Genomic DNA, 14,235 nt, shown 5'->3' with positions numbered 1-14,235 from the left:
GACGGTTACCTTTGTTGTAAATGGGATTTAAACGTACTGTTGGCGTAATCTTGACGAAACCAGCCCTTTCGAGTCAGGGCAGGCATAAGTTGTTCGCAAACCAAATTGAAAGACGTTTCATCTCCTCCTGGTAGTGCGATAAAACCGTCAATGGCGTCATTTTTAGCCCACTTAACAATTTCTGCTAAGGCGTCATCTACCGTACCAACAATTTGCCAATGGCCAGAACCTGACACTTCAGGCTGTAATAATAATTCTTCCAAATGCATTGGTTGTCGTTCAATTAACCGACGAATTAATAAACTATGGGTTTTACTTCTAACACGTCCCATAACTCCCATCATATTTTTATCTATTACAGTATCTTGGCTAAGCTCACTTACCTCTATTCCTAATGAATTTAGTGCGAATTGTATCTGTCGTTCTCTAACGTCTTCACTTCGAGCGTCCAACAAAAGCTGCTCGGCTTGCACTTTAGTCTCTGCGAGAAACAAACTTAAACCCGGTAGAATTTTTATTGAGTCGACTTCTCGACCATTTTTTTCAGCCAACTGTTGCAACTCTTGTCTAAGCGTTTTAGCCGCTTCCATATCTGGGGTAGCGGCAAAAACACCATCAGCTATTTGGGCTGCGAAGCTTTTTCCTATACCAGACGCCCCGGCTTGAAAAAGCGGCATATCCCCTGCTTCATGTGTGGGTAAAGACAAAGGACCTTTGGTTGCTACATATTGACCATCAAAATTTATAGGACAAATTTTATTCGTATCGGCGTATTGACCTTTCGCTTTATCCTCGATAATGGAATTTTTCGGAAAGCTATGCCATAGCGCTTTAACCGCTTCAATGACTTCTTCTGCACGGGCATAACGAAATTCTGTATCGGGCATGTCTGCTAAACCAAAGTTTTGATGACCATCTAACGAGGTCACAACATTCCAACCGGCTCGGCCCTGGCTAATATGATGCAAAGACTGCATTTGCCTTGCCAATAAATAAGGTGAATTAAATGTGGTTGACGCAGTTGTCAATAAACCAATATGCTGAGTATGTGCTGCCACAGCGGTCATTAATAAGGTAGGATCTAGGCCACTAAAACCAATAGAGTGAGCTAAAGTAGACGGATCAATAAACAAGGAATCTGGACGAAAAACAAAATCCATTTTTGCTCGCTCAGCTTGTTGCGCAAGACCAATATAATATTCAATGTCATAAAGCCTATCAACTCGGCTGCTTGTATTACGCCAACTATTGCCCGACAACCAAGTGGTTGCCAAAGACATACCAATACAGAGTTTTCTTGGAACCTGACTCATATTTATACCTACTTGTGTGCTTGTGATAGTTGTGGAACAACCAAAGGCGTATGGCTAACAGGATCAGAAATAATGAGATTGGGTAAATTAAACAACTTATTAATAATACTACTTACTACCACATCTTGTGGTGTACCTGTTGCAATAATGTTTCCGTCTTTCATCGCGATCATAAAGTCCGCATACCGGGCCGCTAAATTAAGATCATGCAGAACCATAACGATGGTACGTCCCTGATGTTTGTTTAAGTTTTGACATACGTTAAGTACCTCGATCTGATGACCAATATCTAAGTAAGTGGTCGGCTCATCTAATAATAAAAGAGGCGTGTTTTGTGCTAATACCAACGCCAGCCATGCTCTTTGTTTTTGCCCGCCAGATAATTCTTGCATGGGTCGTTCAGCTTGATGAGAAAGGTCGGTATATTGCAATGCGTTATCAACAGCATGCTGATCATCTTTGTGCCATTGCCTATACCACGTTTGATACGCATAACGGCCACGTTCTACAAGCTCTCTAACGGTGATGCCATCTGGGGCGGTATTGACTTGAGGTAGTAAGCTTAGTGATCTTGCACGCGCTTTAGGTGAGAGCTTACTGATATTTTTATTGTGTAAATTAACCTGTCCACTATCAGGCGATATAGCTCCTGACAACGCCTTTAATAACGTCGATTTGCCACTGCCATTTGGACCAATTATCACACTGACTTTACCCTCAGGTATGCGCAGAAATAATTGATTAAGTATGATATTATCACCGTAACCTAATGTCAGATCATGTATATCAAGTATTGATTTATATTCTGGAGAGCTCACCGTTTACTTCCATTTGAATTAAATAATAAGAGACCTATTAGGTATATCCCACCAACAATGGCAGTGACTCTACCAACAGGTAATTGAGCAATAAATGAGAGCTTTTGAGTCAGTAAATCTGCCATTAAAAGCAGTAAAGCGCCTATAAAAGCACTCGTCATAATAGGTAAGTAATGACGGCCAATAAGCCGAGCTGATACATGCGGTGCCACCAGCGCGATAAAAGCCACTGGTCCAACAGCAGCAGTAGCCAATGACACTAAAATAACAGAAAATGCTAAGCTAATTTTTCGGCTTAATTGAATATTAACCCCTAAATTAGAGGCTAAGGTGTCACCCATTTCTGCCATTTGCAGCGCACGACGCTGGCTAAGTAATACCGGAATAGCACAGATACAGCCATAAAAAGCAATAGTAGCATGGCTCCAATGCCTACCATCAAGTGAGCCTGACAACCATAAGGTTGCTAACATAGCATTGTCTAAATCACCTTTTACTAAAATCAGGCTCGTTAATGAAGTCAGTGTGGCTCCAACACCAATACCAATTAGTATTAAGCGCAAACTACTTACATGTTGGCCTCGTAAAGCCAAAACATAAATTAAGCCTGCACTGATAAATCCTCCAATTAACGTAAAACAAACAACGCCCAGTGGATCCTGACTAATAAAGACAATATGAAATACCGCTCCTGTTGCCGCACCAGAAGTAAAACCTAAAATATCTGGAGAGCCTAAAGGGTTGCGAGAGATAGACTGAAAAATAGCCCCCGCCGCACCAAAAGCGGCACCAGAAAATATTGTGGTTATCAAACGAGGTAAACGTACATCAATTAATATATGCTGTTGTAATGATGACAAAGATGAACCTAATATCGCTTGATACAAAACACTTTGGTTAAGTATTTCACTACCATGAGATACCGCAATGGCCATCAGTAACGTCAATAGGCCAATTAACATAAGGCTGATATACACAACTCTATAGTTAAAGGTAAACGCATAGCTTTTTCCGGCAACTTTTCCTTGCACTATCCCTTGTTTTTTCATAGCGCGGTAACCCGTTTATGACGGACTAAATAAATAAAGAATGGACCACCAAGTAATGCCATCATTACACCTGTGCTGACTTCTCCTGGCGAGGCAATAACTCGCCCTAGCGTGTCTGTTATCACCAATGCAACACCACCAAACAAAGCACAAAACAAAAGCTGAAAATGATGCCTATTGCCCATGGCTCGACGAGCAAAATGGGGAATGGTTAAGCCAATAAACGCTATAGGTCCAATCGCGGCAGTCGCCCCACCAGCCAATAGTGTAATGGCTAATAATGCCAGTAAAGAGACTCGAGTTAGGCTGACACCAAGCGCTTGGCTGATATCTTGTCCTAAAACAAACGCATTTAGTGCCGGAGCCAAATAGAGTGAAATCATCATTCCAGCAAGGGAAGCCACAAGCAAAGGCCAAAGCACATCGTAACCTCGTCCTGCGGCTGTCCCAACTAGCCAATGGCGAAACTGTTCGAACACAAGTAAATCGCTCGATGTTAAAATCAATTGGCTAATCGACAAAAAAACTGCTGAAAAAGCGACACCTGCAATAATCAATCGAGCAATAGAGGCTCGGTTACCACTAAAACCAACACCCACAATCAACAAAGCACACACACAGGCGCCAATAAAACCTGCGGCCATCTGTAATGACACTGACGCAGTTTTAAATAAAGCTAAGCTCGCCACTATCGCCAAACTGGCGCCAGCATTAATACCCAATAAACCAGGATCGGCTAAAGGGTTACGCGTAAGAGTTTGTATTAATAACCCCGCCATAGCTAATGCACTACCACTACACAAAGCTACAAATGTTCTAGGCAAGCGTAATTCTTGCACCAGTAAATGGTCGGTATTTGCAGCAGAAAATGCCGTAAATGCTTCTACGGTCGTACTCAATGAAATAGCTTTAGAGCCGACACATACACTGATCACTAAAGCAATAAATGTAACAAATAAACCGCAGTATAATATGGTAGAAGGCGAGTATTTACGGCTCATGGAGTAAAAATAGTTTTAATGTTATTTAACACTTCAACTGCACTATAATAATCAATTCTAAATGAGTTACTACCTAAGCCCCAAACCTGTTTTTGCTTTACTGAAGGTAAATTTTGCAAAATAGGTTCACTTAAAAACCCCGCAGTATCTTCTGGCGCTCTTCGAAGTAAAAAGGTTGATTGGGCTTGTAATTGAGTTAACTGCTCAAATTCAACTCGAATAAAATCACCTGAACGAGCAAAGCTAGCATCCCATTTATTAGGGGGGGACTCCAAGGTAAAACCTAAAGAAGTTAAAAGGCTACCGTGGCTACCTGTATCTGTTCCAACAGGGTTTGCCATACCTGAACCGTTATAGCTAATAATATTAACTTTCCCTGACGGTACAGCAATGTTTTCATTGACTTGTTTTATTTGCTGTTCAAAATTTTCTATTAATTGATTTGCCTCTACCTCCATCCCTATCGCTTGCCCGATAGAATTGGCCAATGTTTGCCAATTATAACTGCCATAATCCACCACAAGCACCGGCGCAATTGCCTTCAATAACTCAATATGAGCCATTGCTGAGTCAGCGCCTGTTTTAGAGACAATAATAAGATCTGGCGCTACGGTATATGCCGCCTCTAAATTAATCCGTCCTGCGGGCCATAAGTTTTGTACTTTTCGCTGTATTGCAACGTTACGCCATTGAGAAAAAAACTTACCGTTAATATCTGACGCACTTGCGACAACCGGAGCCTTTATCGCAAGTAAAGTACCGGTTACCGTTACCGACGTAGACAATATTCTCTTCGGTGCTTGAGACAACGTTAATGATTGCCCATCAGCGCCAACCAGTGTTCGAGGCCACAGGTCAGCATAAGAATACTGCCCATTCAACAATGTAATAACAACCGTGAAAATAAACAATATAACTTTAGAGACGCGCATCTATATTCCTATTTTATTACCAAGATAATGTTAACGTTGCATCAAGCTTACGGCCTGAGCCATAATAACAAGCAGTAAGTGCCGAACACGTTGCCACATAACGTTTATTTGTTAAGTTAGACGCATTAAAAGCAAACTTTACGTCGACATCATTAAATTCACCAAAGTCATAGCGTAATGCAGCATCTATTAGTGAGTAAGAATCTATATCTAGAGTGTTAGCTAAATCACCATAGCTTTGGCCAACATATCTGCCACCAAGTGCAACGCTTAACCCTGTTAAAGTATCAAACTGAGGCTCGTAATCCATCCACAAAGACACAGTCCAGTCAGGTACTCTACTCATGCGGTTACCTTGATTACCATCGTTATCCTTAGTCAACTTTGAAGAGAAGCGAGTTGCCGCACCAATAATACTAATCCCTTCTTTTGGCGTGACCCGCCCTTCAAGTTCAAAGCCTACTATTTTTGCTTCACCGCTTTGTATTTGAAATATCTCATCAGATTCATTTAATGGATCTGATGTGAGAATATTTTGTTGACGTAAATCAAATAGCGATACCGTTACCATACCCTCAATCGAATCAGGCGCATATTTTAGGCCCGCCTCCCATTGAGATCCTGTTACCGGTTTAAATGTATTACCACTGCGGTCAGTCCCTGTTGCAGGTTGAAATGATTCAGAATAGCTAACATAAGGTACAAACTCTTTGCCTAATAAATATGATATACCTCCACGCCCGGTAAATGCATCCTCTTCTACTTCTGCTAAGTCTTGGTTTAGACGATTAGTCGACTCAATAGTATAGTCATCATAACGGCCACCTAACGTAATACGCCAATTATTAAAGGCTAATTGATCCTGTATGTATAAACCTGTTTGTTTATCAGTTTCTACCGTCGAAATTTGTGGTTGTAGTATCGAAGCAAAATCAAAATAACTATACTCAGGTGCAAAAACGTCAATCGCAATAGCATCTGGATCAACTACGGCCATTTCTCGATGAAAATCCCAGTCCGTTTTTTGATAATCTACACCAAATAATAATGCGTGTTTTAGTTCGCCGGTATTAAAATTACCATGTAAACGCGTATCTATAGTTTGCGCATCTGAGTCACCTAAACCTTGTACCGCACGACGTCCTAAAATACGTCCATCAACTAAATTATTCACGTTTTCAACGGATGCACCGCGTACACCATAACCAACGGTTGTTTGATAAAGAGAGTCAACATGAGTAAAACGAGCGCTTTGCTCTAATGACCACGTATCATTGAGTTTATGACTAAATAACCAACCAGCCGACCATACCATTCGGTCGTAGGTATTCCAGTCTGGTTCACCTAAAAATGTCGAATTACCGATATAACCTTCTGCGGCAGGAATAACAGATCCTTGATAAGGATAAAACTGAAACGTGCTCCCGCCATTATCTTTTTGATAAATGCCCAACAAGGTAAGTTTTGTGTCACCTGAATTAAATCCAAAACTAGTACTCGGGGCAATAAACCATTGTTGATGCTCGACTTCATCGATTTGGGTGTCACCGTCACCAATCATTCCCACTAAACGCCATAAAGAATTTTGAGTCTCACCACCGCTAAAATCAAACGCGGCTTGTAAACGGCCATTATTATCTGCGCCAAAGCGGGTAACTTGAGCCAACCCTTCCTGTGGTAACTTACTCACTTGATTAACAAAACCACCTGGACTTATTTGACCATAAAGTACACCAGATGGGCCTTTAAGCACTTCAACTTGCTGTAAGTTCCAGCTATTAAATGTCGTTCTATTCCAACTATTACTACCGTCTGATGGCGCACGAAGCCCATCTAACATGACGTTATTACTGAAGCTACCCGCATTAAATCCACGAATATATAAATCATCAACACGGTTATCTATACCTTGGCTTTCTGGTAATACTCCCGCAGTATAACGAGCAGCTTCATTTAAGTTATTAACACCACGAGCATCAAGCTCAGCACGGTCAATAACAGCTACAGACTGAGGTGTTTCTATTAAAGGTGTCGTTGTTTTTGTCGCCGCTTCAATCATATGAGCAGGCTTATACGCATTCACTCTTATTATTTCCATTTCATCGGATGATTGTTTTGCCTCGTCTTTTGACTCTTGAGCTAAAACATTAGCGGATAATATTAACGAAATAGAAAACGCAAGCTTTCGAGGGGAGGGTAAAAATAGACCTGTTTTCAAGAGAGACACCTTTGCAATTAATAATAATTCTCATTATTAATTATTTTCAACTATCTGCTTTTGACAAAACGGCAAACTGTTTTGTCAAAACGGCAAATTATTATTTATTCTTGCTTGGGTTGGTGTCATACCAAAATGGCGTTTAAAAGCAGTACAAAAGCTTGCACTGCTACCATAACCTATATCCAAAGCGACTCGTGTAATTGAATCTTCATTTGATAAGAGTTTTCTCATTGCTAATTCTAGACGGCATGTTTGAATGAATTCAAATACTGTTTGTCCAAAATAATGTTTAAATTGTCGCTGTAATGTACTGACGGTGGTACTCATTTGTGCTGCTAACGTTTCGATGTTAAGAGGGTTTATCGCATTTTTTTGCAACCATTGGCTGAAACTCAACCATTGCTCAGGAATTATCAATGTAGGTGGTTGCGCCATTTTTTCTGACTGACGCACCTTAGCCTTATGCGTAAAAGCATTTAACATCAATTCTATCGCTCTACTTTCAAGGTAGATATTTTTTAACGCTGGTTGACCTTGCCATTTTTGCAGCATATTTTCTGCTAATGTCAGTATATTCTCGTCAGCTTGCCAAAGTGCCACATCTAAATGCTGCCATTCTTGCATCATCTTTATACCGGTGCTGTTTCCAGCAAATGCATATTGTAACCATTGCTCACTGACACCAATTGAAATACGACGACAATAATTACCCTGGTATGATTCTCGAGTAAATGAGACAGGAGAATGCATAGAAACTAATGCAACACTTGGTGCCAGCGGGTCGTCACTTGTGTTACTTAACATAACTTTTTGCTGAGAAAAGCGCAGATCTAACTTGCCTTCCAACACTACAATTAAACGAAAACGGTCATCTACATCACCACACCAACGGTGGGTGCGAGTATCCACTTCATCTCCAAAATGAAAGTTGAGACCAGGCCTTAAATTTTGGTCGATCGCTGGATGTAAACAATGCCAAGGAAAAATGAGTTCTGTGGGTTTCATAACACTTTGACTTTACCGCTATTATGGTTAACGTAGTTAATTTTAGAATGATAAAGTCATACTGCCACAAATGAGAATAATTATCATTAAGATTATTGGCAATCTAGCTTTATATTTTCTAAATAAGAATCGATAGGGTCAGATCCTGACGAATCCCCACGAAATACACATAAAAAAACAATGAGATAATTAGAAAGCAAAGTGAACATTCATAGTGTTTGGTCAGCAATTCTATCGCCAAACAAAAATAATCACGGAAAACACTATGAATGTAAGACAACTTTTATCAAAGTACTTGGTCAATGTCACACCAAACATGCACAAAACTTGTCGATTGAGTTTATTTGCGGCCATTGAAAGCACCAATAACGGTGGGGTACTTTCTGTTACTGGATTAGGCCGTAACATTGACAGTCGAGCTTATGAAAAACATCGCATTAAACGTGTTGACAGGTTATGCGGTAATGTTCATTTACAGCAAGAAATCCCGCTCGTTTACAGTCAAATGTGTACTGCTATTGTTGGCCCAAATAAACAACCAATTATTCATGTTGATTGGTCAGATATGGATACGCGTAAGCAGCATTTTCTTATTCGCGCATCAATTGCCGCTCAAGGGCGTTCACTAACGCTTTTAGCTTTGAGCAAGTACAGTGCGAGAGCATCGGCGTTGCCGAACAAGAAATTACGATGGGGGACTGTAATTCTGAAATTCCAGTTACGCTTTGTTACGAATAACCTCGGCTCGAAACATCAAACTGGTTTCATTAAACAGGGACTCTCCTTATTCTATTTTAAATCAAACCCACTCGTATACTCCTTTTCTAAACCAAGCAAAGTGATAACAAGTGTTATTGGTCAATCTAAGTTATTTTTGAGACACAACTTTGGCATTTAAAACGATTAATTTTTAACTAACTAAAGGTAGATTCATGTTTAAGATACTTGTGAAATTCGGATTTTTTGTCTCGCTATTTTTGCCATTACTAAGCCAGGCTGCTCCTAAAGATAATCTTTCTGAGTTTCATTTGTTGATCGATAAATTGGTGTCGGCTCAGCGTGAATTTGATAACAAAGCACTATCAGAGTTATTGCATAGTGACTATGTGGAAATTTCACCAGCAGGTGAAGTTGACCATAGAAAAGAGGTGTTGGGGTTCTATGATAAGTCTCACAAAGATAACGGGCAAAAAAGCCCGATAATTGAGGTCAGTGAACTAGAGATGAAATTGGATGGAATATATGCATTCGTCATCGCAAAAGAAACGTTCATTATCCCAAATAGCGAGCAGAAATTTTCTATGAGGGTGTCTTTTACTTTTAAGAAAACCCAGGGCAGCTGGCTATTCTATCAGGCACAATACACTGGTATACGACCCTAACAGGTGCGCCCGAAACGCTCTGCGGTGATTAGATTTTAATGTTTTAAATTTAGTCTTTGAATCGGTTGCTGTTACCAACTGACAGGAATGAAGATGGGCTGGATTTAATTTTGATGTTGCGACTCTAGATCCCTGCTAAAAGCGTGCAGGGATGACGGAATGTGTGGGGGGGATTTATCTGCTATTTCTTAGTCATTATTCGTTTCTAGCTATGTGAAAAACGCAGGTAACTACCAATACATTCAACGCAATTTACTCAAGATTAAAATGTCCTCTGAAAATGTTGAGCCATTTCTATTCTCTGTACAGCGTAGCTGTTTTTTTCTAGTATATATTCACTGCTTTTTTCTGAAACGAACTGCTTCACTCTACCTTCAAAAAGTGCATATCACGCCACTCATGTGAGTTTGACGTTTTGGTAGAAAAAGGGTGAAGTTTAGCACCAATAACCTTGCGCTCAACATCTAACTCAAAGTGCATAAATGCGTCGGAAGCTGCATTTTTATTGTCCCATTCAATTTTGTAGCTTGTATCTTGAAAGGCGCTAAGGGTGCCGCGTAAATTTGCCATTCGAGAGGAGGTGATGCGAAGGACATTTTTCTTTTTGTTGGTCGCTTGTTCAGTGATGATAAAGTCACCAAACCATTGGTCACTATAGGTACCCACTACCTGTTTATTACTAAGGGTACCTTTGGCCAGGGCTTTTGGAGTGGTGTCGCCACGGGATAAATAGGCTTGCTCACGCTCGTCTTGATAAGCCACATATTCGGCCACCCAATCTTTTTGCTCGGTATCAATAAACATCTTCAGAACGGTTTGCATAACGGCGCTGCGCGCGCCGTAGTTAGAGCCATTATTAAGCACTACTACACCCAGCTCCAATTCTGGAATAAGGGCAACAAAAGCCTGATAGCCAGACAGTGTGCCAGTGTGAGAAATATGTTTATAGCCTTCGTAGTTACTTAAACGCCAGCCTAGGCCGTAGTTACGAAAATACGTTGAATCCCATTCGGTATCCGTGTCTGACACGCCCAATATCGTATAAGACTGCCACATTTTATTTAACTGTTTGTTAGAAAACGGTAACTGTTGGCTGCTCTCTATTAGTTCGCTTGTTTCACCAAGGTTTTTAAGCTCATCATCCATTTTAGCGTCATGCAACAGTGCGCTGACCCACTTGCTCATTTCTGCTGCGCTGCATACCATACCACCGGCGGCAGCAGACATCAGCGCTTCACCTTGAATGGCGTTGCGTGGAATAGGATAAATTCCCTCGCTGTCTCTGTGGCCGTAGCTCAAGGCGCTTTTACTCAGCGCTGTTTTGGGCATATCGCCGGCGTAACACTGCATTCCCAACGGCTTAAATACGTGTTGGTCAACAAAGTCTTCAAAGCTCTTTCCAGAGATTTTCTCGACAATTTCACCTGCGGTAATGTACAGCACATTGCTGTAGGCGTAGCGTTGTCTAAATTGATAGCGAGGTGTTAAATAGCGTAAATTTTTGACTACTTCTTCCCGGCTAAATCCGCTGGGCTCAGGCCAGATCATACTGTCGCCTGCACCGCCCACTAAGCCACTTTTGTGGGTGAGTAAATCTTCAATAGTAAAATGTTGAGTGGCGTAGTCGTCTTGCATTCTAAAATGGGGTAGGTGGTCGATAACCAAGTCTTTCCAGTTGAGCTTTTCTTGATCAACTAGTACCCCAATGGCTGCGGCTGTGAAAGCTTTGCTAGTAGAGGCTAAACGAAAGTAAGTGTTTTCATTCACAGGTAACTGTTTTGCGATGTTGGCTAGGCCAAAGCCTTTTGCATATATCAACTGGTTTTGGTGCACAACAGACACGCTCATGCCAGGAGTATAAAACGTATCTATGGCGTTTTTTACTGTTGCGTCAAGGGCTTGAGGATCCCATTTTGCGACCGCGCTAGGTATCAGTCCTAACAATAAGAAAATCAATCCAAAAAACTTCATAACCAAGGGTCAACTCGCTAACAAATTATGCTTGCAATTGTGCGTAATTTTTTTCGTAAATTCAATCTCTTAGGGAAGAAACGGTTGAGTTACTATAAATACGAATACATGGGCCCAGAGCCTGCAGGAGCTCCACAAAATCAAATAGGAGTGCTTGAGGCTCAATTATGAGCGTTTGTGAGGATGCTATAGCTGCCACCCGGTGCCGCTTTAGCAACCTGATATTTTTATCAGCCCTTAAGCCTATAAATTGGTTGGATAATACGTTTATGCTTAACCGAGTTTTTCGATTTTGTCACTGTGGATCCCTGCTTGAAGCGAGAAGGGATGACGGAATTTGGGGGGAATTTTACTCAGTAGCTAAGGTAAGTAGTGTGTCTTCTCAGTTTACGGGTTCTAACCCAAACCCTCTATCCCCTGAAACCTCAATAATTGGCTCCCAAATTGTAGGGGCGGGGTGATGTTGTTTATTGAAAAACGTACCAGTGAGTTCTGCTTTTCTACATAACGCATTTGCCTGCGATTGGCTGGATTTTGCTAAATACAACTTACCTCCGATTGGTACGCAGTTTAGCTCTTTATGTCGATAGTAGAAATGATTATACGGAGCGAACAAAATTGTACCTGGTGTAACAGAGTGAGTGATTTGGTCTTCCAGTTTTTTGAGTAAATTTGTGTCACGCATGGGCCGATAAAAATAGACCAGATTAAAATCTTTATAAGCGTCGAAGGTTAATCCATCTCCACGAATAATACGCGAGTTTTGTACGTACATTTGTGTGAGTAATTTTTTTGCTATCTTGGCATAACCTTTATCGTATTCTAGCCCTGTTACCTGTTTGAAAAATTTGGACGCTTGTAGCACTTTCATACCCGTTCCGCAGCCAACATCCATGAATTGAGATTGCGCAGCTTGACCTTGAGCAAGTAGTAAACGGTAAGCGGCATGGATGTTTTCTAAAAATACACTATTTGGTAAAGATATATCCGCGAAACACCCATGATTCAAAGAGTCGGCGCTTTGACTCTGGTTGCTTATTCGTATTCGCAGGTCTTCAAAGGCGCTGTCAAAAGCGGATAGTTGGCTGATTGTAATGTCATTTGCCGCGTTGCTTTCATGAAATAACTTACGACGTTTGGAAGGTATTTGCATCCGTACCAAATTATCAATTTGTGGCCAAATGGCCATCCAATTACGTATTTGATTGCCATTGCGCAATGCTAAGGATAATTCGGATTTGATAGCTGGGTCAGCCTCTTTGTGACTAGTCTCTAGTAGTTTTCTTGAGATAAGCACCAGCGTTCTGGAAATTTGATGATTGTTTGATTCGATAGCCCTCAATAATTGGTTGATTTCTACCTCATTCAATTGAGTGATTGGTTTAAGAATAATGACGAGTTTCGCAACCAAGTTTTCTGTTTCTAGAAGTTGTGATTGCAAGGATTTATTTAATTTTCTGGCTTGTTGAAGATCAAATGTCATCGTGTATTCCATTAATGAAGGCTGAAAAAACGCAATTGTTTGCAGTCTAAGGTAATCAATTAGGCAACAGACAACTCCAATTAAACATTTGAATCAGTACTGAAATCCCGTTAGTAAAACTCTGACTCAGCCAATTGGATTGTTTAATAATTAGAGTAAACGCAATTCATGAACAGTACAATAGGCTTGAAAATACTGATGTTATTTGGGTAATGCATAGCAATTTACAATACTCTCTAGTTAGGAACGTGAATATAATGACAGTTAAATCGAATGTATAAAATGTTGATGTGTAGTTAGTTTTATTTTTGTAGGTACCCACTGATGGTGCCAGTTCTTAAGCGGATTAGCCGTACTCTTCTGGTTAACTCTATTTAATTCTGCTGCATGCGTGAATTCTTTGCGGCTTTTTACTTTATATCAATCGGTAATGATAACGGCTGGGGCATTCTGAGTGGGTAGTGATGAATATGGATTAATGGTACTAAGCTGCTTTTCTGCAGTTATTCTTCACCCGAATAGCGAATCACTTTGTTGGCAACCGAATAGGAAAATCCTTGGCCAATCAAATGTCGCAATGCTTTTTGTTTGAGTTTTTGATCGTCAATAGGGGACTCTCCGAATTTCTTAATTTTAAGTGCAAGGGCTTTATCTAAATAATCGTCTTCGGTGTTATCTATTGAATCTAGACATTCATTGATTATGTGAGATGTGAAACCCTTAGCGTAAAGTTTCTGTTTGATTTTATTGAGGCCAATATTTTTTTCTGCGTAGTTTTGGGTCAAACGTAGAGCATAGCGAAGATCATCAACAAAGCCTTGTTCGATAAGATAGTTAAGGGCTTCCTGATTAAAAGAGGTGTCTTCTTTGAATAAGGTGTTGGCCTTTTGCATTAAGGTTTTTGCCGTGTAATCGCCATATTTTCCAATTAGCCACAAGTAATACCCTTTGACTCGTTCGTAGGTTATTTCCTTAGGCTTTGCATCCTGCTTTTTCTTAAACATGTTTCAGCACTGCGATTTTACTATGGCTTTAAAGTGCTCATAATAGAGTTAATTGC

11 protein-coding genes and 1 pseudogene are annotated in these 14,235 nt (G+C 40.6%); 2 read left to right on the top strand and 10 right to left on the bottom strand.

Annotation, left to right across the window (positions count from 1 at the left end):
- Nucleotides 1-5 precede the first annotated feature (5 nt).
- From ABJK37_RS00450 to ABJK37_RS00420, 7 genes are all read right to left on the bottom strand, one after another.
- Entirely contained in the window at nt 6-1,313 is a 1,308-nt protein-coding gene (locus ABJK37_RS00450; RefSeq protein ID WP_348348962.1) for an NtaA/DmoA family FMN-dependent monooxygenase, read from the bottom strand.
- Nucleotides 1,314-1,321: 8 nt separating this feature from the next.
- The gene (locus ABJK37_RS00445) at nt 1,322-2,131 is read right to left on the bottom strand and encodes an ABC transporter ATP-binding protein (RefSeq protein ID WP_348348960.1); all 810 of its coding nucleotides are present in this window, start codon (nt 2,129-2,131) and stop codon (nt 1,322-1,324) included.
- Nucleotides 2,128-3,180 (bottom strand): iron chelate uptake ABC transporter family permease subunit, encoded by a 1,053-nt coding sequence (locus tag ABJK37_RS00440; protein ID WP_348348958.1) that lies wholly within the window; start codon nt 3,178-3,180, stop codon nt 2,128-2,130. The genes ABJK37_RS00445 and ABJK37_RS00440 overlap by 4 nt, the downstream gene beginning before the upstream one ends.
- Entirely contained in the window at nt 3,177-4,181 is a 1,005-nt protein-coding gene (locus ABJK37_RS00435; protein ID WP_348348956.1) for an iron ABC transporter permease, read from the bottom strand. The genes ABJK37_RS00440 and ABJK37_RS00435 overlap by 4 nt, the downstream gene beginning before the upstream one ends.
- The gene (gene fepB, locus ABJK37_RS00430; RefSeq protein WP_348348954.1) at nt 4,178-5,113 is read right to left on the bottom strand and encodes a Fe2+-enterobactin ABC transporter substrate-binding protein; all 936 of its coding nucleotides are present in this window, start codon (nt 5,111-5,113) and stop codon (nt 4,178-4,180) included. Before fepB ends, ABJK37_RS00435 begins: the two co-directional genes overlap by 4 nt.
- 16 nt (nt 5,114-5,129) lie before the next feature.
- Complete coding sequence (locus ABJK37_RS00425; RefSeq protein ID WP_348348952.1) at nt 5,130-7,331, bottom strand: TonB-dependent siderophore receptor; 2,202 nt, start codon at nt 7,329-7,331, stop codon at nt 5,130-5,132.
- Between the two features lie 84 nt (nt 7,332-7,415).
- Nucleotides 7,416-8,339 carry a helix-turn-helix transcriptional regulator gene (locus tag ABJK37_RS00420; protein ID WP_348348950.1) on the bottom strand — a complete coding sequence of 308 codons (924 nt, stop codon included), beginning with the start codon at nt 8,337-8,339 and terminating at the stop codon, nt 7,416-7,418.
- Between the two features lie 265 nt (nt 8,340-8,604).
- Here ABJK37_RS00420 and ABJK37_RS00415 point away from each other — a divergent pair.
- Both ABJK37_RS00415 and ABJK37_RS00410 read left to right on the top strand, forming a co-directional pair.
- Nucleotides 8,605-8,973 (top strand): annotated as a pseudogene (locus ABJK37_RS00415) (IS4 family transposase); the annotation flags it as partial.
- A gap of 298 nt (nt 8,974-9,271) precedes the next feature.
- The gene (locus ABJK37_RS00410) at nt 9,272-9,721 is read left to right on the top strand and encodes a nuclear transport factor 2 family protein (RefSeq protein WP_348348948.1); all 450 of its coding nucleotides are present in this window, start codon (nt 9,272-9,274) and stop codon (nt 9,719-9,721) included.
- Nucleotides 9,722-10,084: 363 nt separating this feature from the next.
- Here the strand turns inward: ABJK37_RS00410 and ABJK37_RS00405 are convergent, their stop codons facing one another.
- From ABJK37_RS00405 to ABJK37_RS00395, 3 genes are all read right to left on the bottom strand, one after another.
- On the bottom strand, nt 10,085-11,692 hold the full coding sequence (locus ABJK37_RS00405; protein WP_348348946.1) for a serine hydrolase: 1,608 nt from the start codon (nt 11,690-11,692) through the stop codon (nt 10,085-10,087).
- Between the two features lie 382 nt (nt 11,693-12,074).
- Nucleotides 12,075-13,175 (bottom strand): class I SAM-dependent methyltransferase, encoded by a 1,101-nt coding sequence (locus ABJK37_RS00400; RefSeq protein WP_348348944.1) that lies wholly within the window; start codon nt 13,173-13,175, stop codon nt 12,075-12,077.
- A 503-nt stretch (nt 13,176-13,678) separates the two neighbouring features.
- Nucleotides 13,679-14,179, bottom strand: a complete 501-nt coding sequence (locus ABJK37_RS00395) for a regulatory protein RecX (RefSeq protein WP_348348942.1) — start codon at nt 14,177-14,179, stop codon at nt 13,679-13,681.
- Nucleotides 14,180-14,235 lie beyond the last annotated feature (56 nt).

It is taken from the genome of Paraglaciecola sp. (assembly GCF_039964565.1).
In the GTDB taxonomy this organism is placed as follows: Bacteria; Pseudomonadota; Gammaproteobacteria; order Enterobacterales; family Alteromonadaceae; genus Paraglaciecola.
Note: the sequence above shows the minus strand (reverse complement) of the source record. Positions and strands in the feature narration are given on the sequence as shown.

What these genes read in the sequence shown, in the direction of transcription:
- ABJK37_RS00395 (WP_348348942.1), bottom strand. Translation starts at nt 14,179, where the DNA reads ATGTTTAAGAAAAAGCAGGATGCAAAGCCTAAGGAAATAACCTACGAA.
- ABJK37_RS00435 (WP_348348956.1), bottom strand. Translation starts at nt 4,181, where the DNA reads ATGAGCCGTAAATACTCGCCTTCTACCATATTATACTGCGGTTTATTT.
- fepB (WP_348348954.1), bottom strand. Translation starts at nt 5,113, where the DNA reads ATGCGCGTCTCTAAAGTTATATTGTTTATTTTCACGGTTGTTATTACA.
- ABJK37_RS00450 (WP_348348962.1), bottom strand. Translation starts at nt 1,313, where the DNA reads ATGAGTCAGGTTCCAAGAAAACTCTGTATTGGTATGTCTTTGGCAACC.
- ABJK37_RS00410 (WP_348348948.1), top strand. Translation starts at nt 9,272, where the DNA reads ATGTTTAAGATACTTGTGAAATTCGGATTTTTTGTCTCGCTATTTTTG.
- ABJK37_RS00405 (WP_348348946.1), bottom strand. Translation starts at nt 11,692, where the DNA reads ATGAAGTTTTTTGGATTGATTTTCTTATTGTTAGGACTGATACCTAGC.
- ABJK37_RS00400 (WP_348348944.1), bottom strand. Translation starts at nt 13,175, where the DNA reads ATGACATTTGATCTTCAACAAGCCAGAAAATTAAATAAATCCTTGCAA.
- ABJK37_RS00420 (WP_348348950.1), bottom strand. Translation starts at nt 8,339, where the DNA reads ATGAAACCCACAGAACTCATTTTTCCTTGGCATTGTTTACATCCAGCG.
- ABJK37_RS00440 (WP_348348958.1), bottom strand. Translation starts at nt 3,180, where the DNA reads ATGAAAAAACAAGGGATAGTGCAAGGAAAAGTTGCCGGAAAAAGCTAT.